Below are 25,144 nucleotides of genomic sequence, written 5' to 3' on the forward strand. Positions count from 1 at the left end.
TACTGTATCCTTTTTTTTGTTTAAACTAATAAAGGTTGCCATTTGGCAACCTTATTAGTTATAAATATATGTAACTTGTTTTATCCTTCAAATTCTCCACCATCTTCACCACCATTGTTATTTTCTCTTTTACGCTGCTGATTTTTCTTTTGGTTAAATCTATATGTTAGCGATAAAGTGATTTGTCTTTGTCTCCATTGAAACTCACTTTCCTGTATAAATCTATCTGTAGTAGTTACCGAATTACGTTTTCTGGTATTTAAAAGGTCTCGAGCATTTAATGATAATGTTGCATTTTCATTAAATACTTCTTTACTTAAAGCAACATCTAGACTAAAGATCCCTTCAGATTTTGTTTGAGAATTTTCTGAAGGTCCAAAATAGAAGGCATTTGTTTGCCAATCTATATTTGCAGGTAAAGTTACTTTAGAACTAAACCTTGTGAAAAAACTTTCGTTTTTAGATCCAAAGTCTACTCCATTAAAATCTCCCTCTTTTTTAAACTGAAAGAAATTAATGCTTCCATTCAATCTTAACCATTTTGCTGGATTATACAAAATACCAGCTTCAGCACCAATGCGTTCGTTGGTTCCTAGGTTAATAGGAATAGTTCTAATGATCTCTATTCCATCTATAAATTCACCAGTTCCTTGTTGAACTCTCTCAAAAGCATCTGTTTCATATTGATAATATATAGAAGAAGTAAGTGTAACCTTTTTCCAACGTTTTAAGTATCCAAGATCAAAAGCACTTGAGTAAGCTGGAGCAAGGTTTGGATTCCCTTGAAAAACGTTTGTTCTACTAGATCTAGATGGGAACGGATTAATAAACCAACCTCTTGGTCTGTTAATTCTTCTATTATAACCTAATGTTATATTCTCTGTTTCTGCTATTTCATATATTAAATTCACTGTAGGGAAAAGTCCTAAGTAATTATTATCGAAATCTGTATCTATCGGAAACCCAAAAGATTCTTGGATCTCCTCATCACTTAATTTTGAATCGATGTTCCCCTTTAGTTGTGTATTCTCTAATCTAAGTCCAAGTAGGAATGAAAAATCTCCAAATTTAGTTCCATACTGCGTATATAAGGCATTTACATTTTCAGTATAATCAAAAATATTAGTCAGTGTATCATTAACTAAAAGCTGAAGATTTTCTGGATCTTGTTGTCTTAAAGTATAGTTTGTAATTTCATTTTTAAAGTTACCTCGATATCCTGCTTCAAATTGTGAGTCTTCTCCAATTGGACGCACATAATCTACTTGTACTAGAAATTCATTTTGTTTTTCTAGAGAATTTATCTCTTCATCTGCAAGAAAGCCTATTTCTTGATCTGGGATGCTAAAAAGGATTTCCTCTGAAATAAATGAAGGTTGTTTTTCCTTATCATATTCATATTGAAAATCTGCAGTTAATTGATGTCCTTTTTCATCGAATTTATTAATATAATTCAATGCAAATTGATAACTATTATCATCTTCAGATTCAATTTCTTGTCTTTCTGTCTTCACAGCTAAACCGTTATCTATAAATCTATTGGTGACATTTTTTGAAACATCATTATTATTTCCAAGTCTATAAAAAGCACTTGCAGTAAGGGAAGACATATCTGTTAAATAATATTCAATACCAAAGTTTGTATTGAATCCTCTTCTTAATCTATCGTAATCTCTGTTTTCAATTACTCTGTCAAAAGTTCCATTAAAATAACGTGTATCAAAAAATGCATTTCCTGGAGCATTGCTATAGTTAAAGCCAGTTGTATTAAAAAGATTGAATTTTTCCTTTCTAATGTTGGCATTTACACTAATTCCGTAATTTTCTGGATCTCCAATATTAGCAGTAAGAGAACCATTAAAGCCTAAAGTTTTTTCCTTTCTTAGTATAATATTAATGATCCCGGCAGTTCCTTCAGCATCATATCTCGCAGAAGGAGAGGTAATAACTTCTACGCGGTCTATAGCATCTGCAGGTAGTTGTCCTAATACATTGGTAGTACCAAAACCAGCCATCGCAGAAGGTTTTCCGTTAATTAAAATTCTAACATTTTCATTTCCACGAAGACTAATAGCTCCTTCTACATCTACAGCAACAGACGGGACATTGCTTAAGGCATCACTTACAGTACCTCCTTTAGTAGTTAGGTCTTTTCCTATGTTATAGATCTTCTTATCTAATCTAACCTCTACTTGGGTTGTTTCTGCACGAACAACAACTTCATCCAAACTAGAAGAACTTATTCCTAATTTAATAGTTCCCAAATCAAGATCAGATTCTACAGTTTTATTTTTGAAACTTTGTGAAGTATAGGATATAAACTCTATCGTAATATTATATACTCCCGGTGGCACCTTTATGGAAAATTCTCCATTTATATCTGTCACTCCTCCATCTAAAAACTTTGGGTCATTAGGTCTAGTAATAGCAATGGTTGCATATTCCAGTGGAACATTCAAAGCATCATCTATAACTTTTCCTGAAATAGTAAATTGCTTAGATTGAGAATAGCCCGAGTAGGGACTGGAAATAAAAAAAATCAGCAAAAAGCTGAAAACTAGCATTTTTTTGAAGGTCATAACAATATTTTATTGTTAGACTTAAGAAGAAAGAGAAGGTTTAATAGACTTTTGTTAAAAATCCCTTAATTTTAATAGGAGTTTTTATGCATCCATTAATTGATTAGGAATTTTTTTGTTAACTCCAACATAAGCAGTGAATTGTGCACTAGTTAGGAATTTTTTTAATTTTTTATATTCTCTCTGTTGTGTAGTCTGAAGATCTCTAATTATAAATTTTTGAGATCTATTAGAGTTTATGATCTCATTTTTTAAAATAGTGAATTCTATAATTGTAGCTTCTAATTTTTTAGTCTGCTCTGGAGTAAGACCTAACTTTTCATTCCATTCTAAAGCAATTTCGGAAGCTATTTCCTTGATCTCTTTAGAGTTCTTATTATGAAGATATACTTGCGCTAATACAAAGCCTCCGACCAAAATAGTCGAAAGACCTAATAGTTGAATTCTATTTTTAACTTTCATATTCTGCAATTTAAATAATTATGTAAAATCCAATTTAGGACAATAGTTCACTTATTTTTGAGGAAGGCCTTCCAACAACTGCTCTTTCTTCATCTTCCACGATAGGCCTTTCAATTAATTTTGGATATTTTGTTAATGCTAACATTATATCCTCACTAGTTAATTCCTTGTTTTTAAATTCCTTCTTCCAGATTTCTTCATTTTCTCTCACTAATTCTATTGGGGACATACCAAGTTTTCCTATTAATTCCTCCAATTCGTTCTCGGAGAGAGGAGTTTTTAAATATTCCCTAACATAAAATTCTTTACCCGAACTTTGAACTAATGCTAATCCTTCTCTAGATTTACTACATCTGGGGTTATGATATACTGTAATCATATTGTAGGTTTAAAATACACAATTATTATTAATTTTTAAAGTATTAGGGGACGTAATATCAATCTTCATGCCGTTGGCCCATCATCATTAAATATGCTTTTAAAAATGGGTCTAGCGCCCCATCCATAACTGCATCTACATTTCCTGTTTCTTCTGCGGTGCGAACGTCTTTTACTAATTTATAAGGATGCATCACATAATTTCTAATTTGTGATCCCCATTCTATTTTCATTTTAGAATCTTCTATTTCTCTTCTTTGCGCCTGTTGCTTTTGAAGTTCAATTTCATACAGCTGACTTTTAAGAAGTTGCATCGCTTTTGTTTTGTTCTCTAATTGAGAACGAGTTTCTGAGTTTTCTATTACGATCCCGGTAGGAGCATGACGTAATCTTACAGCAGTCTCTACCTTATTCACATTTTGTCCTCCTGCACCAGAAGAGCGCATAGTCTCCCAAGAGATCTCCGAAGGATTTACATCTATTTCTATACTATCATCCACAAGAGGGTATACATAAACCGAGGCAAAAGAGGTGTGTCTTTTTGCATTACTATCAAAAGGGGAAATACGTACTAATCTATGCACTCCATTTTCACCTTTTAACCAACCAAAGGCATACTCCCCTTCAATTTCTATAGTTACAGTTTTAATTCCTGCAGATTCACCACTTTGATAATTGAGCTCTTTAAGTTTAAAACCTTTAGATTCGGCCCAACGTAGGTACATTCTCATTAGCATTTCTGCCCAATCGCAACTTTCTGTTCCTCCAGCCCCAGCAGTAATTTGTAGCACGGCGCTTAAACTATCACCTTCATCAGAAAGCATATTTTTAAACTCAAGATCTTCAATTAACCCCAAAGCTTTTTCAAATCTGTTTTCTACATCCTCAGCACTAGCTTCATCCTCCTTATAGAACTCGTAAATAACCTCGAGATCTTCAACAAGTGTTTCACCAGCTAAATAATCGTCCACCCATTTTTTTTCAGCGTTAAGATCACGCATTAGGATTTCTGCTTTTTTCGGATTGTCCCAGAAATCTGGGGCATATGTTTTCTCCTCTAAATTGGAGATTTCAATCTGTTTGGCATCAACGTCAAAGATACCTCCTTAACGCTACCAGGCGATCTTTAAGATCTTTTATATGTTCTGTAGTGACCATATCTGTTTTTAATTTCAGTAAAAATAGAATTAAACATAGGTTCTTAAAACTATTTTACAATAATTTTATAGTTTTAGACAACTTTTAAAATCACTCTATGAAGTTCTTTTTAGCTATTTTCCTGTCCCTTAGTATTTCAAGTGCTTTTTATAGTCAAACCTCAAAGGAAGAAGAAGATCTTGAGAAATATAAAGGCTTTTTCAACTTTGAATACTCAGAAAAAGAGGATAAGATATTTTTAGAAGTAAAAGATCTGGACACCGAATTCTTGTATGTGCATTCTCTTACTACTGGAATTGGATCTAATGATGTTGGATTGGATAGAGGGCAAATAGGTAATGAAGCAGTGGTGAAATTTATAAAGGCAGGAAATAAACTGTTATTAATTCAGCCAAATTTAAAATATAGGGCAATCACGGATAATACCTTAGAGAAGAAAAGTGTAGAAGAAGCATTTGCTACTTCTGTATTATATGGATTCGAAATTAAAGAGAAAAGAAGAAATAGTTATATAATAGATCTTACTCCTTTAATAATGGAGGATGCACATGGGGTTTCAAGTAGTTTAAAAAGAGGAAATCATGGGAATTTTAATTTAAATAGATCTAAGAGTGCATTATCTCTGGGTATGACTAAAGCTTTTCCGAACAACGTGGAGTTTGAAGCGTTATTAACTTTTGATGGAGAAGCAACCAGCCAAACTCTAAGAGAGGTTTTACCAAATAATAATGCGCTTACAGTAACACAACATCACTCTTTTGTAAAATTACCTGATGATAATTATAAGAAACGGGCTTTTGATCCTAGAAGTGGAGCTATCTATATTTCTTATTCAGATTATTCCACACCAGTTTTTGAACCTATAGAAAAACGATATGTGGTAAGACACCGATTAGAAAAAATAGAGCCTAATAAAGAAATTAGTGAAGCTGTAGAGCCTATAGTATATTATCTTGATCCCGGAACTCCAGAACCGGTAAAATCGGCACTTTTAGACGGAGCTCGTTGGTGGAATGAAGCTTATGAAGCAATAGGTTACAAAAATGCATTTCAGGTTAAGATGTTGCCTGAGGGTGCAGATCCATTAGATGTTAGGTATAATGTAATACAATGGGTGCATAGGTCTACCAGAGGTTGGAGTTATGGAGCAAGTGTTATAGATCCTAGAACAGGAGAGATCATTAAAGGACATGTAAGTTTAGGAAGTTTAAGGATTCGGCAGGATTTTCTAATAGCTCAGGCATTATTAAACAAAGCCTTTGCTGGAAATGATGAAAATCATGAGCAAATGATGGAAATGGCAATTGCGAGAATTAGACAATTATCTGCGCATGAGGTAGGCCATACAATAGGCTTTGCGCATAATTTTGCAGCTAGTACAAATAATAATGCTTCGGTTATGGATTACCCTCATCCTCAATTTAAATTGGAGAATGATGAGATCGTTGTATCTGATGCCTACAGTACCGGGATTGGAGCCTGGGATAAGATCACTGTGAAATATTCTTATGCAGATCTTCCTTCTGAAAAAACAGAAAAACAATTTTTGAATTCTGTGCTAGCTGAAGCTAAAGGATTACGATTTATAACAGATAGTGATGCTAGGGCTTCCGGAGGAGCAAATGCGTTTGGTCATTTATGGGATAATGGAAGTTCGGCTTCCGAAGGTTTAAAAGAACTATTAGAAATAAGAAAGAAAGCAATTTCAAATTTTTCTGTAGATAATATAAGAACTGGCGAATCATATTCCGTTTTAGAAGATGTTTTTGTGCCCTTATATTTTCTTCATAGATATCAAACTGAAGCGGTTGCCAAGCTTATTGGAGGTTTAGATTATTCGTACGCAGTAAAAGGTGATGATCGCAACATAGTTCAAACAATATCAGCTGAAGATCAAAAAGAAGCGCTTTCTATATATTTAAAAACACTAGATGCTGAAGCTTTAGCTATACCTAAAGATAAGCTGAAATTATTTCCACCTAGGGCTTATGGATATGCAAGGAGCAGGGAATCCTTTAAAAGCAATACAGGAGTTGCATTCGATGCCTTAGGAGCTGCAGGGACTGCCAGTGATCTTAGTTTAGATTATTTACTACATCCAGAACGAGCGGCAAGGTTAATTCAGCAAAAAGCTTTAGATAATTCCAACCTAGGCTTAAATGAGATCTTAGAAGAATTAATTAATGCTACCCTTAAAAAGTCTTTTAAAGACTCATATTTGCAACAAGTTCAAAACACTATAAATTATAATGTATTACAGCATCTATTTAATTTGTCTGTAAACAATAGGTCTATAGCACAAGTGAAGGCTGTTAGCAACTCAGCAATTAATTCTTTGCATTCTTGGCTAAGATCTAATACCAATAATGAAGTGTTTAATCAACAACTTTTATTGGAAATAGATCGGTTTAAAAAAGATCCAGATCTATTTAAACCGAAAATGCAAGCCCCAAAAATTCCCGATGGTTCACCAATAGGAAGTTATAATTAGCAGAAATAGAATTAATAAAATATTCAGAAAAATAATATATGAAGGAAATAGATTTACGTAGCGATACTGTTACTCGTCCAACAAAAGAAATGTTACAAGCTATTATCTCAGCAAAAGTAGGAGACGACGTTTATAAAGAAGATCCATCTGTAAATGAATTGGAGAAGAAGTTAGCCGATATGTTTGGTATGGATGAAGCATTGTTTTTTCCAACAGGAAGTATGGCAAATCAGGCGGCAATAAAATTACACACTCAACCTGCCGAGCAATTAATATGCGATAAATGGGCACATGTTTTCAATTATGAAGGAGGAGGAGTTTCCTTTAACAGCGGAGTTTCCTGTAAACTTGTAGATGGAGACAGAGGAATGATCACTGCAGCACAAGTAGAAGAGAATATAAATCCGCCAGATTTTTATCATAGTCCGTTAACAAGTTTAGTATGCTTAGAAAACACAACCAACAAAGGTGGAGGTGCTTGTTATGATCTGGAAGAGATAAAAAAGATTCGAAAGGTTTGTAATTCGCACGGTTTAGGTTTGCATTTAGATGGAGCTAGGTTATTTAATGCTTTGGTTGCTAAGGGAGAGTCTCCTAAGGAATACGGCAAATTGTTTGATACTATTTCTGTTTGTCTTTCTAAAGGTTTAGGAACGCCAATGGGCTCTGTTCTAATTGGGAATTCAGACCTTATGAAAAATGCTATTAGAGTTAGAAAGGTCCTTGGTGGTGGTATGAGACAAGTTGGTTTTATGGCAGCGGCAGGAATATATGCCTTAGATAATCATGTGGAAAGACTTTCTGAAGATCATAAACGTGCAAAGGAAATAGGAAATACCTTAGCTGGCTTAACTTATATTTTAAAAGTAGAATCTATTGAAACCAATATTGCTATTTTCTACTTAAAAGATGCTTCTAATGAGGAGAGTTTTATGAAACAGCTTCAGAAAGAAAACATTAGAATTAGTAATATGGGGCAAGGAAAGCTTAGAATTGTTACTCATTTAGATTATACAGAAGAACAACATCAGAAATTTCTACAAGTTCTTAAGGGAATTCAATTTTAATACGGTCAAAGCTTAACAGAAGATTATAAAAATTGAGGAGGTGTAAACCTTTTAAATTCTATATTTTTCGCAACAATTAAAATTAACGAGAAAATGAAGAATTTAATACCAAGGCAAGAAGTTCCTGAACTTATAGTAGATACAGTAAATGGAATGACATGGAATCTTCGTGACCAACAACCTAAGAATTTTACTTTGGTTGTTTTTTATAGAGGTTTACATTGTCCAGTTTGTAAATCCTACTTAGAAGAATTGAACTCTAAAATAGATCAATTTAGAGATAAGGGTGTAAATGTTATATGTATAAGTGCCAATACAAGATCTCTGGCAGAGGAAACTACCACTATGTGGGATATTGATAAGTTAACTGTTGGTTTTGATTTTTCTATTGAAAATGCACGAAATTGGGATCTTTTTGTTTCTGAAGGGATTAGCGATAAAGAACCAGATGTGTTTTTTGAGCCTGGTTTATTTTTAATAAGACCAGACAGAACACTTTATGCAGCATCCATACAAAGTATGCCATTTGCAAGACCAAAATTTGACGATCTACTTAAGTCAATTTCATTTGTCTTAAATGAAGAATATCCAGCTAGGGGAGAAGCATAGTCATATTTTAGTGAAAATTTAAAAAATGAGCCAAATGAAAATAATATTTCATTTGGCTCATTTTGCATTAATGAAAAAAGGATTCCTAGAAGCCTTTTTATTATTTAAACATATCTAAACCAGGTATATCTGGCATTCCATCCTTAGCTACAGCAGCAAGTTCAGCTTCATTGATGCCTGTAGCTTTAGTTATTGCTTTATTTAAAGTTAATACCAAGTAATCTTCTAATTGCTCCTTATCTTCTAATAGCTCATCTGCGATAGAAATGTTCTTAATTTCATTCGTTGCAGTAACAGTTACTTTTAAAAGGCCATCGCTAGATTGCTCATCTATTAATACGGTTTTAAGACGTTCTTTAGTAGCTTCAACTTTTTCTTGGGTTTCTTTGATTTTACTCATCATCCCCATCATATCTCCAAACATGGTTTTTGTTTTATAAATTATTAAGTACAAATTTATTAATTTACAATATCATATAACACTAAAAATGAAAAGACTCATACTTTTTTTAATAGGATGCCTTACCTTTGTAAATACAAATGTAATAGCACAAAATCACCCTATATTGAAAACTAAAATTTATCCTCCAAAGGCTAAAAAGATTGCCAAAGAATTAAAAGCTCATAATGATGTAAGGATTGACGATTACTACTGGCTGAACGATAGAGAGAACCCGGAAGTTATCAAATACCTTGATCAGGAAAATGAATATAATGAGCAAATGACTGCACATACCAAGCAGTTTCAGGCAGATCTTTTTGATGAAATGAAAGCTAGGATAAAAGAGGATGATTCGTCTGTTCCCTATAAGTTAAATGGTTATTGGTACTTAACCAGATTTGAAAAAGGGAAAGATTACCCAATATATTCCAGAAAAAAAGAAAGCTTAGATGCTCCCGAGGAAATCTTGTTTGATGTAAATGAGATGGCCGAAGGGCATGAATATTACAGTTTAGGTGGTTTGAATGTGAGTTCAGATAACAAACTAATGGCTTTTGGAGTAGATACTGTAAGTAGGAGAAAGTATACAATTCAGGTTAAAAATCTTGAAACCGGGGAAATCCTAAAAGAAAAAATAAAAACAACTACTGGTGGGTCTACTTGGGCAAACGATAATAAAACACTTTTCTATACCAAAAAAGACGATAAGACGCTACGTTCCAACCAAATTTATAAACATGTATTAGGAACAAGTACTAAGGAGGATCAATTAGTTTTTGAGGAAGAAGATGAAACTTATAATACCTACATCTACAAATCTAAATCCAAAAAATATTTGGTAATTGGATGTCACAGTACCTTAACGAGTGAATTTAGAATTTTAGAGGCAGATAATCCTAATGGAGAATTTAGAATAGTACAAGCTAGAGAAAGAGGCCTAGAGTATGGGCTTACGCATTTCGAAGATTCATTTTATATCCTTACTAATAAAGACGGGGCAACTAATTTTAAATTGATGAAAACTCCGGTAGATAATACCGGGCAAGAGAATTGGGTTGAGGTGATCCCACATAGAGATGATTATTTATTGGAGGATATAGATATTTTTGAACACTACCTTGTTATTAGTGAAAGAAATGAAGGCTTGAATAAAATTAAGATCACTAAATGGCATTCAGATGAAAGCTATTATTTACCCTTCGATAATGAAACATATACTGCTTATACCAGTATTAATCCAGATTTCGACACAGATATCTTAAGGTATACTTACAATTCCTTAAACAATCCAACTGCGGTTATAGATTTTAACATGGCTACTAAAGAGAAAGTAGTGCTAAAGGAACAAGAAGTAATAGGAGGGGAATTCAAAAAAGAGAATTATACAACAGAGCGTATTTGGGCCACTTCCGAAGATGGAACGAAAATCCCTATTTCCCTTGTTTATAGGAAAGATCTTAAAAAAGATGGTGCTAACCCTTTATTACAATATGCTTATGGTTCTTATGGTTCTACAATAGATCCTTATTTTTCTAGCGTAAGGTTGAGTTTGCTGGACAGAGGCTTTATATATGCTATTGCACATATTAGAGGAGGAGAATATCTGGGAAGAGCTTGGTATGAAGATGGCAAGTTGTTAAGGAAGATGAATACTTTCACAGATTTTATAGATGTTTCAAAATATTTAATAGATCAAAAATATACTTCAGCAGAACATTTATATGCCATGGGTGGTTCTGCAGGTGGTTTATTGATGGGAGCTGTAGTGAATATAGCTCCAGAACTATACAATGGGATCATAGCTGCGGTTCCTTTTGTAGATGTGGTAACAACAATGTTGGATGATTCTATTCCTCTTACAACAGGCGAGTATGATGAATGGGGAAACCCTAATGAAGAAAAATATTATAAGTATATGCTCTCTTATTCTCCATATGATAATGTTACTAAGCACAATTACCCTAACATGTTAATTACAACTGGGTTACATGATTCTCAGGTACAATATTGGGAGCCTGCTAAATGGGTTGCTAGATTGAGAGAATTAAAAACAGATGATAATAAGTTGCTATTTCATATAAATATGGATGCAGGTCATGGTGGTGCATCTGGAAGATTTGAAGCCTTAAAAGAAGTAGCTGAAGAGTATGCCTTTTTACTGGACTTGGAAGGAATTACCGAGTAATTGAAAAATTTGCCTTAAATTTGGGCGTTTTTTGGATTAAGATTGTTTTAACATTTATAAATAAATTTTTAATCCCTAAATTGGTTAAAGAATTTCATTTTATGGTAGAAAAGAAAAAGGTATACAATAATATATTGCAATTAATAGGAGATACTCCTTTAGTTCGATTGAATTCCATTACCAAAAATTTTAGTGGAGATTTTTATGCGAAAATTGAAGCTTTTAACCCTGGACACTCTTCTAAGGATAGAATAGCTTTATTTATTATTGAAGAGGCAGAACGAAAAGGAATATTAAAACCTGGTGATACTATTATTGAAACTACCTCTGGAAATACTGGATTTAGTATTGCAATGGTAAGTATTATTAAAGGCTATAAGTGCATTTTGGCAGTAAGTTCTAAATCTTCTGCAGATAAAATAGACATGCTTAAAACCATGGGAGCAAAGGTATATGTTTGCCCAGCTCACGTTCCAGCAGACGATCCTCGTTCTTATTATGAGGTTGCTAAAAGATTACATGAGGAAAATGAAGGTTCGGTATACATCAACCAATATTTTAATGAACTGAATATTGAAGCTCATTATAATTCTACAGGTCCTGAGATCTGGGAACAAACAGAAGGAAAATTAACTCATTTAATAGCTTGTAGTGGAACTGGAGGAACAATTTCTGGAACTGCAAGATTTTTGAAAGAACAAAACCCTAATATTCGTGTTATTGGAATAGATGCATTTGGATCTGTTTTAAAGAAATATCATGAGACTCGAGCATTTGATAAAGATGAAATATATCCTTACAGAATTGAAGGTTTGGGTAAAAATCTTATACCTTCCGCAACAGATTTCGATATTATTGACGAATTTATTAAGGTGACCGATGAAGATAGTGCTCATACAGCAAGAGAGCTAGCCAGAACAGAAGGAATGTTTCTTGGATATACCAGTGGAGCTGCAATGCAAGGAATTAAACAATTACAGGAACTAGGAGAATTTGATGAAAATAGTAAAGTAGTTGTTATTTTTCCAGATCACGGTTCTAGATATATGAGTAAAATATATAGTGATGAATGGATGGAGGCTCAGGGCTTTTTTGATTCTAAAAGAGAAGTAGAATCGCAGTCAATTGAATTTATAAAATAAGGATGCAACTTTAATAACATATTAAACTTACTAGCATCCTTCTTATAGGATGCTTTTAGGTTATAATAGTTGGTCTAAGTTGTTAAATATAATTATTGTAAAATTGAGTTGTATTTGAGTACTTTTGCAACTTGTAAATAAAAAAAATCTATGAGAGATTTATTTGATAAAATATATAAGGATAAAGGACCTTTAGGAAAATGGGCACAACAAGCAGAAGGATATTTCGTATTCCCAAAGCTAGAGGGACCAATTTCTAATAGAATGAAATTCCGTGGGAAAGAAGTGATCACATGGAGTATCAATGATTATTTGGGACTTGCAAATCATCCTGAAGTACGAAAAGTAGATGCTGAAGCTGCAGCCGAATATGGTTCTGCTTACCCAATGGGAGCTAGAATGATGAGTGGACATACAGATCTTCATGAACAGTTACAGGATGAGCTTGCTTCATTTGTAAATAAAGAGGCTTCTTATCTTTTAAATTTTGGGTATCAAGGAATGGTATCTACAATTGATGCATTAGTATCTAAGCAAGATGTAATTGTATATGATGTAGATGCGCATGCATGTATTATAGATGGTGTAAGATTGCATTTAGGTCAGCGTTTCACCTATATGCACAATGATATGGAAAGTATCGAAAAGAACTTGCAGCGTGCAACAAAAATATGTGAGCAAACGGGAGGAGGAATTCTTTTGATCTCTGAAGGTGTTTTTGGAATGCGTGGCGAGCAAGGAAGGCTTAAAGAAATCGTTGAGCTGAAAAAGAAATATAATTTCAGACTTTTTGTAGATGATGCACATGGATTTGGTACTCTAGGAGCTACTGGAGCAGGAGCAGGAGAAGAGCAAGGAGTACAAGATGATATAGATGTTTATTTTGCGACTTTTGCAAAATCTTTAGCTAGTACAGGTGCATTTATTGCCGGAGATAAAGAGATCATGGATTATTTAAAATATAATCTACGTTCACAGATGTTTGCAAAATCTTTACAAATGCAATTGGTTGTTGGTGCTTTAAAGCGTTTGGATATGCTTAGAACAATGCCACAGCTTAAAGAGAAATTATGGGAAAATGTGAACGCCCTTCAAACTGGTCTTAAAGACAATGGTTTTGATATTGGAACTACGCAAAGTTGTGTAACTCCAGTTTATTTAAAAGGAAGTATTCCTGAGGCAATGGCTTTAGTAAGAGACCTTAGAGAGAACCATGGTATTTTCTGTTCTATTGTTGTGTATCCAGTAATTCCAAAAGGATTGATACTTTTAAGAATGATACCAACTGCAACTCATACATTGGAAGACATAGAACTTACTTTAACTGCTTTTTCAGCAATTAGAGAAAGATTAGAGAACGGAACTTATAAAAGATTATCTGCAGCAGTGACAGCCTCATTAGGCGAGTAACTCCTAGATTTATAAAATAAAAAATCCACCAGTTATGGTGGATTTTTTATTTTATATAATTACCTGGTTTAATTTTGTTCAGGAATATCTTCTTCCTTCAACGCATCTTTCTCTGTTCTCTTTCTTCTTCTATCCCCTTCATAAGAGTCGTCTAAATATTCCTCTTTTTTATGTAGATCTAATCTATAGGAAACCCCAGCAGCGAGTTGCCATCTATCTGGTGTGTTTTTGAAATTTAATAAACCAGAAACATCAAATTGAAGATCATCTGTTACTAGATAAGCCATCCCAGTTCTAACATAATCGTCTGCATAAATATCACTTATAATCCCTTGGTATTCTAGAAATCCTGCAAATTTAGGAGTAAAAGCATGGGTAAGAGTTACTATTCCAGTGTAACTAGGGAATTCCTCAGTAAATTTATCCAAGATAAGATTCATAACTAATACCCAACTTCCTGTCCAGTTATGTTGGGTGATAAGTGCTACTTTTGGTGTTATAGTCTTTTCTCCTTCATATAAAAAAGGATTATTGGCTTGTGAGAAATTAGCTCCTGCATAAACGGATACTGCGGGGATCAAAGTTTTCCATTTAAATTGCTGATTTGCTTTCCAACTATATAGATTAGGCTTATCTGGTTTAATAGTTCTACTAGGGTCAAATATCAGATATTTTACTCCCAAGGTATTTGTCTTGAAATTTCGGGTTTTAAACTCCACTTCATTTGCACCTATTCTAATGAATTCTTTATCTTCCTCAAAAGACCCAATTAAACTAATTTCTAAAGCCTCAAAGAACAATCCATAACGTAGAGAATAATCGGCTCCCAAAATATCTGTACTTGTACGTAATAGTGTATGTTCATCATTACCATAATAGCCCCCAGCTTCTAGTTGAATAACTCCGGTTCCAACAGAAAATGCTCCTTGAGAGGCTCCAGGCCTATTGGAATTTATGGTTTCGGTATATTGAGCATAGGTGGTAAAACCGGAAGTAATGAATATAAGAAAGGTAAATATTTTGATCTGATGGAATTTCATACATGTTGTTGTTAGTGCCATCAAATATAGAAGATTTTATTATTTTTTTATGGATATAGATACCCAATTTGTCTCGTCAGAATAGTAATTTTGTAGAAACTTTATACAAATGCACGAAGCATCATTCGAAAGTATTTTGAAAACCGTATTAATTATTTTATTAATATATTTTGGTTTCAAAATTTTTATAAAATGGTTTGGACCATTGATCTTAAAATGGTTTCTAAAAAGAATTGGACAAAAGTTCCAACAGCAATTCAATAACCAAGCTGCTCCAAAAACTCAAAAAAAGGGAGAAGTTAAAATTGAAACAGATATTCCAAAAACAAGTAATTCCAATAAAAAAGTAGGGGAGTACATCGATTTCGAAGAAATTGATTAATTTTCGTTCCTATTAAATTCTATCTATGATTAGATCCTTAAAAGGTTTTCTACCACATATTCTTTTGGTATTTGGTTTTCTTGTTATTTCTCTAGTCTATTTTAGTCCTGTTCTTCAAGGAAAAGAAATTTTTCAAAGTGATATAGTTCAGTATACTGGAATGGCCAAGCAACAAAATGACTTTAGAGCCGAAACTGGAGAGGAGCCTTATTGGACAGATGCCGCCTTTGGAGGGATGCCAACATATCAACTAGGTGCTTACTATCCTCATAATTATATAAAAAAATTAGATTCAGTTTTAAGGTTCTTACCTAGGCCTGCAGATTATTTATTCTTATATTTTATAGGCTTCTATATTTTATTACTTGTCTTAAAACTAGATTATAAACTCGCATTTTTAGGAGCTTTAGCCTTTGGATTTTCAACGTATCTAATTATTATTCTTGGCGTAGGTCATAATGCCAAAGCCCACGCTATTGCATATATGCCAATGGTACTTGCTGGAATTTTGCTGTGTTTCAGGAATAAATATATCGGTGGTTTTTTGCTTTTATCCTTTGCTATGGCTTTGGAAATTGGTGCAAATCACTTTCAAATGACCTATTACTTATTACTTCTCGTATTAGTGTTAGGCTTGGTTTATTTAATAGATGCTTTCAAAAAAAATCAATTACCACATTTCTTCAAAGCATTAGGAGTAATGGCACTTGCTGTTTTATTGGCCATTGCAACTAATGCAACTAATTTAATGGCAACTCAAGAATATACTAAGTTTAGTACTCGAGGAGATACTGGATTAAGTATTACTGCCGAAGGAAAACAAAAGGAAACCGCTGGACTGAATTATGACTATATCACTGAATATAGTTATGGGATCACTGAAACTCTAAACCTTTTTATACCAAGGTTTATGGGAGGTTCAAGTTCAGAGAAGCTTGATGAAGATTCTGAAATGTATGCTCAATTACTACGTATGGGGGCTTCTCCTGCACAAGCAAAGGATTTTGCAGAAAGTGCGCCAACGTATTGGGGAAGTCAACCCTTTGTTGGAGCGCCGGCCTATATTGGGGCGAGTATTATCTTCTTATTTGTATTTGCCCTATTCTTAATAAAAGGAAGATTAAAATGGTGGATCGTGGGTGGAACCATCTTATCACTAATTTTATCTTGGGGTAAGAATTTTGGTTTTGTTACTGAATTTTTTATAGATTTTGTTCCCCTATATAATAAGTTCCGTGCGGTTTCATCTATTCAAATCATTGCTGAATTATGTATTCCAATACTAGCAATTTTTGGGTTACATAAACTCTTTAACAATTTTGAAGATGAGGAAGAAAAACTACATGCCTTAAAATGGGCAACCATAATTACAGCCGGTTTCGCTTTAGTTTTACTTGTTCTAAAAACCTCTTTATTTAGTTTTAGTGGAGGAAGTGATTCTGTTTATATAGAACAAATGGGGGCAGAGTTCGTTAGAGCTCTGAAAGAAGATAGAATTTCTATATTCACAGCCGATGCACTTAGATCCCTAATTTTAGTATTAATTGCTGCTGGGTTTATCTATGCCTACTTAAAAAAGCTTGCAAATAAGAACTTAATTATATTAGGTTTCGTTCTCTTAATCTTGTTCGACTTAGTTGGAGTAGATAGAAGATATGTGAATAGTGAAGATTTTGTGGCAGCAAGGGTGATGAACAAACCTTTCCAGAAAACTGCAGCAGACGAACTAATTCTTCAAGATAAAAGTCATTTCCGAGTTTTTGACCTTGCAGAAAGTCCATTTAATACAGGTAGAACATCTTATTTTCATAATTCTATTGGTGGCTATCACGCAGCCAAGCCAGGAAGAATGCAGGATCTATTCGATTTTTATATTTCAAAAAATAATATGTCTGTGTTGAATATGCTTAATGTGAAGTATATAATAGTACCATCGGAAGAAGGACCTATCGCACAAGAAAATCCAAACGTCTTTGGAAATGCCTGGTTTGTTGAGAATATTAAATGGGTAAACTCTCCAGATGAAGAGATTTTGAGTTTGGCAGATACCAAACTTAGATCTACTGTCATCATTAATTCTGAATTTAAGAAATCTGAATTAAGTGCAAATAAACTAAAGGATTCCACGGCAAGTATTAAGTTGATCAAACAACAACCAAACGAATTAGTTTATAGATCAAAATCTTCCAAAAAGCAATTCGCAGTGTTTTCTGAAATGTACTATGAAAATGGTTGGAAAGCTTTTGTAGATGGAAAAGAAGTACCTCATTATAATGTAGATTATATCTTAAGAGGTATGCAGGTACCTGCTGGTGAGCATACTATTACTTTTAAATTTGAGCCACAGGTAATTAAAACAGGAAGTAGTATAGCTCTTGCAAGTTCTATTTTATTAGGGCTCCTAACATTAGGTGGAATTTATTTCACTTTCAGGAAAAAGAACTGAACGATTTTAATTTGTACGTTCTAAAGTGCCACTATGAAAAAGGTTTTAATTATAACTTATTATTGGCCACCTGCTGGTGGTCCAGGGGTACAACGCTGGTTAAAATTCGTTAAATACTTACGGGAATTTGATATTGAACCTCTTGTTTATATTCCAGAGAATCCAGATTATCCAATCGTAGATAAAAGTCTTTTAGATGATATTCCAAAAGGAATAACTATACTGAAAAAACGAATTTTTGAACCTTACTTTTTAGCAAAGTTTTTTTCTAAAAAGGAAACTTCAACGATAAGCAGTGGGATCATTAAAGAAGCTAAAACTCAAAATTTACTTCAAAAGTTATTTTTATATATCAGAGGTAATTTCTTTATCCCTGATGCTCGTAAATTTTGGATAAAACCTTCAGTAAAGTTTTTAACGGGTTATATTTCAGTAAATAATATTGATACCATAATAACAACTGGGCCACCCCATAGTTTACATCTTATTGGTCTTGGTTTAAAGAAAAAATTAGAAATAAAATGGCTTGCAGATTTTAGAGATCCTTGGACAGAAATAGGATATCATAAGAAATTGAAGTTATCCACTTCAGCTGAAGCTAAACATTTATTTTTGGAAAAGGAGGTTCTAACTTCTGCCGATCAAATAATAACTACAAGTTTTTCCACTCAAAAAGAATTTCAGCAGAAAACGGAAAAACCAATATCTGTGATCACTAATGGATATGATCCTAGTTTGGAGTTTTCCTCAGAATTAGATCAAAAATTCACTTTATCGCATATAGGATCTTTACTCTCGGGTAGAAATCCTATAAATCTTTGGAAAGTATTACAGGAGCTCATTTCAGAAGACAAAGAATTTAGTACAGATCTTGTCTTAAATTTAGTAGGAACGGTAAGCGATGACGTTTTAAAATCTATAAAAGAACATAATTTAGGTGGTAATCTAGAATTACCTGGATATGTTTCTCATTACAAGGCCAATAATATCCAGCAAACCTCCCAGGTCTTGCTATTGGTGGAGATTAATAGTTTTGAAACCAAAGGAATTATACCGGGGAAACTATTTGAATATATGGCTTCCAAGAGACCGATTTTAGCCTTAGGTCCAAAAGACTGGGACGTGAAAAATATATTGGCAGAAACAAATTCTGGAACATATTTCGGGTATCATGAAGAAGCGAGTTTAAAACAGCACATACAGAGTTTGTATAAACAGTATAAAAAACAAGAGTTAAGTGTGAACTCTTTGAACACTGAAAAATATAGTCGGAGAAACCTTACTGGAGACTTGGCTAAACTTTTAAAAGAGTAGATTTACCCAATGGGAGTTATAATAAAGCAGTCTTTTAAAAATATGATCACCACCTATTTTGGCTTTGGGATAGGTGCTATAAATACTCTCTTTTTATTTACTTATTTTCTTGAAAAAGAATATTACGGACTTGTTAGTTTCTTATTATCTGCCGCAAATTTAGTTTGGCCATTTATGGCTTTTGGTGTTCATAATACTTTAGTGAAATTCTATACCTCTTATAAAACTAAAGAAGAAAAGGATAAATTACTGAATGTTATATTGCTATTACCATTAGGAGTTTCTATTTTATTGGGTCTTGTAGGGGTTTTTAGTTATAAATGGTTATTAGCATACTTTGAGGCAGGTAATCAGCTTGTACAGCCTTATATCTGGCTTATTTTTATAATTGCCTTTGCTACAGCTTATTTTGAAGTTTTCTTTGCTTGGTCTAAAATTAACTATCAGAGTGTGTTTGGTAACTTTATGAAAGAAGTATTTCATAGACTTTGTATTACCCTTTTGTTGTTTCTGGTATACTTTTCAATAATCACAGTAGAGTATTTTATTTATGCTATGGTTTTGGTCTTCGTAATAAGGGCTATTGCAATGCAACTCTATGCTTTCTCTCTTTATAAACCTAAATTTAATCTTTCGCTACCGAGTAATTTGAATTCAGTATTAAAATACTCCGCACTTATTTTAATTGCTGGTTCGGTGGCCACTATTTTATTGGATTTAGATAAGGTGATGATAGAACACTATTTACCAATAGAAAATGTAGCTATCTACGGAATTGCTGTTTATATTGCTACAGTGATTTCTGTACCGCAAAAAGCGATGCACCAAATAATCCATCCACTTACTGCAAGTTTGTTGAATAGTAATGATAAGAGATCATTAGAGAATTTATATAAGCGTAGTTCGCTCACCCTATTAGTGGTAAGCGCAATAATTTTCATTTTGATAATTGTAAATATCAATCAGTTATATTTATTGATCCCAGAGGAATATCAAATAAGTACATTTATTATATTGCTATTGTCGGTAGTAAAGTTGTTTGACAATATGCTGGGAAATAATAACAGTATCCTTTTTAACTCAGACTATTATAGATTGGTGCTTGTATTTGGAGTTATACTTTCTATTGTGGCATTCGTTTTTAATTTGCTTCTAATTCCTGCTTATGGAATTCTTGGTGCAGCTGTTGCAAGTTTCTTGGCTTTTGCTGTTTATAATGTATCAAAATTATTAATTGTACTCAACAAATTTAAGATGCAACCTTTTAGCTTAAAAACGCTATATATTTTAATATTCACCACCTTTCTTACTGCGGCTTTTTACTTCTGGGAATTCCCTTTTCATCCTCTACTTAATATTTTTCTTAAATCTTTGATAGTAAGTATTATCTATGTTTTTGTTGCGCTTAGGTTTAATTTTTCTGAAGACATTAATTCACTATTTAGAAAGTATACTAGTAAATAGTATCTCCTTAAGTAGAAATTAATTTGGAACTCTTAATCCCATTTTCTTAAGAATTCTATTCTAATGTTCTGGTAAATTGAATTCATCTTTTTCCTCAACTATAGATGAAAATAGATGAAATATTAGAGATTGATTATTGTATAAAAATGAAAATCCCCACGACATTTTTCAATATCAATGGAGATTTTCTAACTAACTAACCAACCAAAAACTTAACTTTATTATTTTCTTACCGAACTTCTAGAATCATCTCTGGAAGAAGAAGATCTACCTGATCTGGCATTTTCTGTGTTTTGAACTTCTTTTACGCTTTCTGCTCTACTATTATTCTGGGACTGCGGTGTTCTCGTAGAACTGGAATTACTGCTTGTAGTTCTTCCTCTTTGGGTTGTAGCCGTTGTTGTAGTAGTACTTCTAGTTTGAGGAACGCTAGTTACAGTTCTAGAATCTTGTTGTATTCTGGAAGTTGTATTGGTTCGATTATTAGAACTTCCACTATTTCTAGAAATAATTCTTCCTTCATTAGTAGAACGAGTATTTTTTGTTGCAACCCCCGTAGAATTTCTGTTTGATCTTACTGCGGCTGCATGTCTACTATTATTAGAAATTTCTTTTCTGGATGTAGCTCGAGTGTTGGAACTTCTTTCCATCAATCTATTTCCACTAGCATCTCTACCTAGTCTTGCAGATGTATTTCTAGAAGAGAGATTATTACTTCTTCTATTATTATCTACTGATGATCTTCCTGAGGTGGATTGAATAGTTCTCATTTCTGAAGTCCTTCTTCCATTATTATATGCTACGTTACTATGTCCAGGTCTATAATAATCCTTTTTGCTTCTATAGTGGTAATTATTACTCTGGTAGTAAGTTACATATTGCGTGTAATTAACTCTAATTGGCTCATAATATGCTCTATATGGCTCATAATAAACAACTCTATAAGAACTATGAGGTCTGGCATAATATTTATGCCAAGGCCTGTATACATATCTTGAGTTATAAGCATTTATATATCCGGAATAATGAACTGGGGTATGAAAACTATTATATTGAATATGTAATCCACCTAATCTAGAAACCTTACCATATCTGTTATAATCTATAGAGATATTTCCAGCTTGAATTATTCTACCGTAATAATCATAATATACTGGTACGTTTTCAATTTGAATTACAGCACCATAATCATCGTATTGAACATAAGGATCATAGTTATATCCTGAATTATAACTGATATTTCCGTTAGGAGCAGAAATTTGTACAGAATTTCTTGTAAACTGAGGGTCGTAATAGAAATCAAATTCTCCGTTTGAATAAATAGCGAATTCCACGCCTCCCTCCACGAAGATGATAGACTCTCCATAGTTATTGAATGGAAACGAACTAGAATTATCAGTAGAATTGGCAGATGCCGACCATCCAACGAAAAGCATTGTAAACAAAAGTGCTAAATTTTTCATAGAGGGTGATTTTAGGTTATTACAGATTAATTTTAGTTGGATGCTATTGTTCCAATTAATACAAACCGCGTGCCAAAACCTTAGATGTTTACCCTAGAATCAAAATCTAATCTAAAAATGAATTATCTAATTTATTCTAAAATTCTCATTTTCAACTGAAAGAACCATAATTAACTTCTACAATTTCTCTTTTAGGAAAGGAGCCGTATAAGACTTCTTGTTCTTCGCTATCTCTTCTGGAGTTCCTTCAGCAATAAGATATCCTCCATTTTCACCTCCATCTAATCCAAGATCTATAATATGATCTGCACATTTCACGAGATCCATGTTGTGTTCTATTACAATAACGGAATGACCTTTTTCTATTAGGGCATTAAAAGATTTCAATAATTTCTGAATATCATGAAAATGTAAACCAGTAGTAGGTTCATCAAATATGAAAAGCGCTTTATCTTTCGTGGTTCCCTTAACTAGAAATGAAGCCAATTTAATTCTTTGTGCTTCCCCACCAGATAGGGTAGAACTACTTTGTCCTAACTGCACATATCCTAATCCAACATCTTGCAAAGGTTGAAGCTTCTTAGTGATCTTTGAAATATCATTACTGGTAAAAAAATCAATAGCCTCATTAATGGTCATTTTAAGAATATCATCAATATTTTTTTCGGCGAATTGAACTTCTAGTACTTCCTTTTTAAAGCGTTTACCTTTACAAGTTTCACATTCTAAATGAACATCGGCCATGAATTGCATTTCTATGGTAACTTCTCCTTCTCCCTTACAAGTTTCACATCTCCCTCCATCTACATTAAAAGAAAAATGTTTCGCCTTAAAACCCCTAATTACAGATAATTTCTGATTAGCAAATAAATTCCTAATATCATCGTAAGCCTTGATATAAGTAACAGGATTGGACCTTGATGATCTTCCAATAGGATTTTGATCTACAAACTCAATAGATTTCGTGTTTTTGTATTCACCTTCTATATCTGTAAATTGTCCAGCTTTTTCGCCATATCCACCTATGCTTTTTTGTAATGCAGGATAAAGTATCTTTTTTACCAAGGTGCTTTTACCACTTCCTGAAACTCCAGTAATAGCGGTAAAGACGCCTAGAGGAAATGTAACATCTATATTTTTTAAGTTATTTTCTCTAGCACCAATAATTCTTACAAATTGCTTAGAAGTCCTTCTTTTCTTAGGAACTTCTATCCGCATAGTATCATTTAAGTATTGCGAGGTTAAAGAATTGGCTTTTAAAATATCATTAAATGAGCCTGTTGCTACAACTTCGCCACCATGAGTTCCAGCTTCTGGCCCTATATCTATAATTTCATCTGCTTCTCGCATAATATCTTCATCATGCTCCACAACAATTACGGTATTCCCCAGGTCTCTAAGGTTTTTAAGTACTTCAATCAATTTCTTTGTATCTCTTGGATGTAAGCCAATGGACGGCTCATCTAAGATGTACATGGATCCTACAAGACTACTTCCAAGAGAGGTAGCCAAGTTGATACGTTGAGACTCTCCTCCAGATAATGAATTGGATTTTCTATTAAGGGTTAAATAATCCAATCCAACATTAGATAGGAAATGCAAACGATTATTAATTTCAGCTAAAAGCCGTTTTGAAATTTGGGTATCAGTTTCATTAAGTTGTAGTGCACTAAAAAATTCACGAACCTTATCTATTGGTTTTTCCACAAGGTCTGTAATGGTAGCTCCCCCAACTTTAACGTAATTTACCTCTTGTCTTAATCTTTTTCCTTTACAAACAGTACATCTAGTTTTGCCTCTGTATCTAGATAACATTACTCTATTCTGAATTTTATAAGCTTTAGATTCTAGAAAAGCGAAGAAAGCATCTAGTCCTTCAAAATGAGAATTCCCACTCCAGATAAGATCTTTTTGATCTTGAGTTAATTCGAAATAAGGCTTATGTATTGGAAAATTGAATTTATGAGAATTGTTTACCAATTGATCTCTATACCAACTCATACTTTCACCTCTCCAAGGAAATATCGCATTTTCATATACAGATAGCGCGGTGTTGGGAATAACCAGATCTTCATCTATTCCTATTACATCCCCATAACCTTCACATTTGGGACATGCACCATATGGATTATTAAAGCTGAAAAGATGGACATTTGGTTCTAAAAAGGTAATTCCATCCAGTTCAAATTTATTACTGAAATGTCTTAATTTGTTATCGGATAAGCTCTGTAAGAAGATCTCACCTTTGCCTTCAAAAAAAGCTGCCTGAGTAGCATCGGCTAACCTATTCAGAAAATCTTCGTCATCTTTTGTTACAATTCTGTCTACTACTAATGAAACTTTCTCTGGAACTAGATCTTCTAAAGGTGTTTCATCTATCCTAACAACATCTTCCTTAACTTTTATTCTGCTATAACCTTGTTGAAGAAGAACATTTAATTTCTCCTTTAGAACTCGACCATTTTCTAAATGAATAGGGGAGAGAAGTAGCATTTTTTCGCCTTCAGGAAATGACTTTACATAGTTTATAACATCTGTTACTGTATCTTTTTTGACTTCATCTCCAGATACTGGGGAATAGGTTTTTCCAATTCTTGCAAATAAGAGTTTTAAATAATCATAGATCTCTGTAGAAGTTCCAACAGTAGAGCGAGGATTTGTAGAATTCACTTTTTGCTCTATAGCGATCGCAGGAGCAATTCCTTTAATATAATCTACTTTGGGCTTATTCAATCTTCCAAGGAATTGTCTAGCATAAGAAGATAAACTTTCTACATACCGGCGTTGCCCTTCAGCATACAGTGTATCAAACGCGAGACTTGATTTTCCAGAACCAGAAAGCCCGGTAATTACTACCAACTTATTTCTTGGAATTATAACATCAATATTCTTTAAATTATGGAGTTTAGCTCCTTTAATTATTATGTTTTCTTTGGGGTTAACCTTTGAAATATCTACTGCCATGAATTTGTCTTATCGAAATAAATGCAAAGGTACTCAATAAGAATCAGTGTAAAAAGTGAACAAAATCTATATGATTTGTTAAAAAATAAGCTTTAAGTTTGTTTATGTAAAATATATGTTGCTATATTTGGAGCATCAACGAACATTC

18 protein-coding genes are annotated in these 25,144 nt (G+C 33.3%); 10 read left to right on the top strand and 8 right to left on the bottom strand.

Features of this window, described 5'->3' with window-relative positions:
• Positions 1-80 precede the first annotated feature (80 nt).
• From BC962_RS05860 to prfB, 4 genes are all read right to left on the bottom strand, one after another.
• Positions 81-2,579, bottom strand: a complete 2,499-nt coding sequence (locus BC962_RS05860) for an outer membrane beta-barrel protein (RefSeq protein WP_121344988.1) — start codon at positions 2,577-2,579, stop codon at positions 81-83.
• Positions 2,580-2,663: 84 nt separating this feature from the next.
• Positions 2,664-3,041, bottom strand: coding sequence for a hypothetical protein (locus BC962_RS05865; protein ID WP_121344989.1), 378 nt, complete (start codon positions 3,039-3,041; stop codon positions 2,664-2,666).
• A 34-nt stretch (positions 3,042-3,075) separates the two neighbouring features.
• Complete coding sequence (arsC, locus tag BC962_RS05870) at positions 3,076-3,420, bottom strand: arsenate reductase (glutaredoxin) (RefSeq protein ID WP_121344990.1); 345 nt, start codon at positions 3,418-3,420, stop codon at positions 3,076-3,078.
• A gap of 58 nt (positions 3,421-3,478) precedes the next feature.
• Positions 3,479-4,577, bottom strand: a protein-coding gene (gene prfB / locus BC962_RS05875) for a peptide chain release factor 2 (protein WP_121344991.1) whose coding sequence is annotated in 2 segments (ribosomal slippage) — positions 3,479-4,513 and positions 4,515-4,577 — 1,098 coding nt in all. Because the reading frame shifts where the segments join, the coding sequence is not laid out codon by codon here.
• Positions 4,578-4,674: 97 nt separating this feature from the next.
• On the opposite strand from prfB, the gene BC962_RS05880 reads away from it, so the two are divergent.
• From BC962_RS05880 to BC962_RS05890, 3 genes are all read left to right on the top strand, one after another.
• The gene (locus tag BC962_RS05880) at positions 4,675-7,068 is read left to right on the top strand and encodes a zinc-dependent metalloprotease (protein ID WP_121344992.1); all 2,394 of its coding nucleotides are present in this window, start codon (positions 4,675-4,677) and stop codon (positions 7,066-7,068) included.
• A gap of 38 nt (positions 7,069-7,106) precedes the next feature.
• Complete coding sequence (locus BC962_RS05885; protein ID WP_121344993.1) at positions 7,107-8,135, top strand: threonine aldolase family protein; 1,029 nt, start codon at positions 7,107-7,109, stop codon at positions 8,133-8,135.
• A gap of 93 nt (positions 8,136-8,228) precedes the next feature.
• Positions 8,229-8,744 carry a redoxin domain-containing protein gene (locus tag BC962_RS05890; RefSeq protein ID WP_121344994.1) on the top strand — a complete coding sequence of 172 codons (516 nt, stop codon included), beginning with the start codon at positions 8,229-8,231 and terminating at the stop codon, positions 8,742-8,744.
• A gap of 100 nt (positions 8,745-8,844) precedes the next feature.
• On the opposite strand, the gene BC962_RS05895 is transcribed toward BC962_RS05890, so the two are convergent.
• Positions 8,845-9,168 carry a YbaB/EbfC family nucleoid-associated protein gene (locus BC962_RS05895; RefSeq protein ID WP_121344995.1) on the bottom strand — a complete coding sequence of 108 codons (324 nt, stop codon included), beginning with the start codon at positions 9,166-9,168 and terminating at the stop codon, positions 8,845-8,847.
• A gap of 64 nt (positions 9,169-9,232) precedes the next feature.
• Here BC962_RS05895 and BC962_RS05900 point away from each other — a divergent pair, with 64 nt between their 5' ends.
• The 3 genes from BC962_RS05900 (at position 9,233) to BC962_RS05910 (ending at position 13,923) form a co-directional block, all read left to right on the top strand.
• Positions 9,233-11,371, top strand: coding sequence for a S9 family peptidase (locus tag BC962_RS05900; RefSeq protein WP_121344996.1), 2,139 nt, complete (start codon positions 9,233-9,235; stop codon positions 11,369-11,371).
• 101 nt (positions 11,372-11,472) lie between these two features.
• On the top strand, positions 11,473-12,513 hold the full coding sequence (locus BC962_RS05905) for a PLP-dependent cysteine synthase family protein (protein ID WP_121346021.1): 1,041 nt from the start codon (positions 11,473-11,475) through the stop codon (positions 12,511-12,513).
• Between the two features lie 150 nt (positions 12,514-12,663).
• The gene (locus tag BC962_RS05910) at positions 12,664-13,923 is read left to right on the top strand and encodes an aminotransferase class I/II-fold pyridoxal phosphate-dependent enzyme (protein WP_121344997.1); all 1,260 of its coding nucleotides are present in this window, start codon (positions 12,664-12,666) and stop codon (positions 13,921-13,923) included.
• A gap of 68 nt (positions 13,924-13,991) precedes the next feature.
• On the opposite strand, the gene BC962_RS05915 is transcribed toward BC962_RS05910, so the two are convergent.
• Complete coding sequence (locus tag BC962_RS05915; protein WP_245984083.1) at positions 13,992-14,984, bottom strand: transporter; 993 nt, start codon at positions 14,982-14,984, stop codon at positions 13,992-13,994.
• An 88-nt stretch (positions 14,985-15,072) separates the two neighbouring features.
• Between BC962_RS05915 and BC962_RS05920 the strand changes: the two genes are divergently transcribed.
• From BC962_RS05920 to BC962_RS05935, 4 genes are read left to right on the top strand one after another with little or no spacing between them, the layout of a single operon-like run.
• A complete protein-coding gene (locus tag BC962_RS05920) occupies positions 15,073-15,345 on the top strand; it encodes a DUF4834 domain-containing protein (protein WP_121344999.1) in 273 nt (90 codons plus the stop codon).
• A 25-nt stretch (positions 15,346-15,370) separates the two neighbouring features.
• Positions 15,371-17,791 carry a YfhO family protein gene (locus BC962_RS05925; RefSeq protein ID WP_121345000.1) on the top strand — a complete coding sequence of 807 codons (2,421 nt, stop codon included), beginning with the start codon at positions 15,371-15,373 and terminating at the stop codon, positions 17,789-17,791.
• A gap of 33 nt (positions 17,792-17,824) precedes the next feature.
• A complete protein-coding gene (locus BC962_RS05930; RefSeq protein WP_121345001.1) occupies positions 17,825-19,105 on the top strand; it encodes a glycosyltransferase family 4 protein in 1,281 nt (426 codons plus the stop codon).
• 9 nt (positions 19,106-19,114) lie between these two features.
• The gene (locus BC962_RS05935) at positions 19,115-20,569 is read left to right on the top strand and encodes an oligosaccharide flippase family protein (RefSeq protein WP_121345002.1); all 1,455 of its coding nucleotides are present in this window, start codon (positions 19,115-19,117) and stop codon (positions 20,567-20,569) included.
• A gap of 221 nt (positions 20,570-20,790) precedes the next feature.
• Here BC962_RS05935 and BC962_RS05940 read toward each other — a convergent pair whose 3' ends face one another.
• Positions 20,791-22,032 (bottom strand): hypothetical protein, encoded by a 1,242-nt coding sequence (locus tag BC962_RS05940; protein ID WP_147405628.1) that lies wholly within the window; start codon positions 22,030-22,032, stop codon positions 20,791-20,793.
• Positions 22,033-22,209: 177 nt separating this feature from the next.
• Entirely contained in the window at positions 22,210-24,996 is a 2,787-nt protein-coding gene (gene uvrA, locus BC962_RS05945) for an excinuclease ABC subunit UvrA (RefSeq protein WP_121345004.1), read from the bottom strand.
• Positions 24,997-25,144 lie beyond the last annotated feature (148 nt).

The sequence above is a fragment of the Gillisia mitskevichiae genome, assembly GCF_003634585.1.
Taxonomy (GTDB): Bacteria; Bacteroidota; Bacteroidia; order Flavobacteriales; family Flavobacteriaceae; genus Gillisia; species Gillisia mitskevichiae.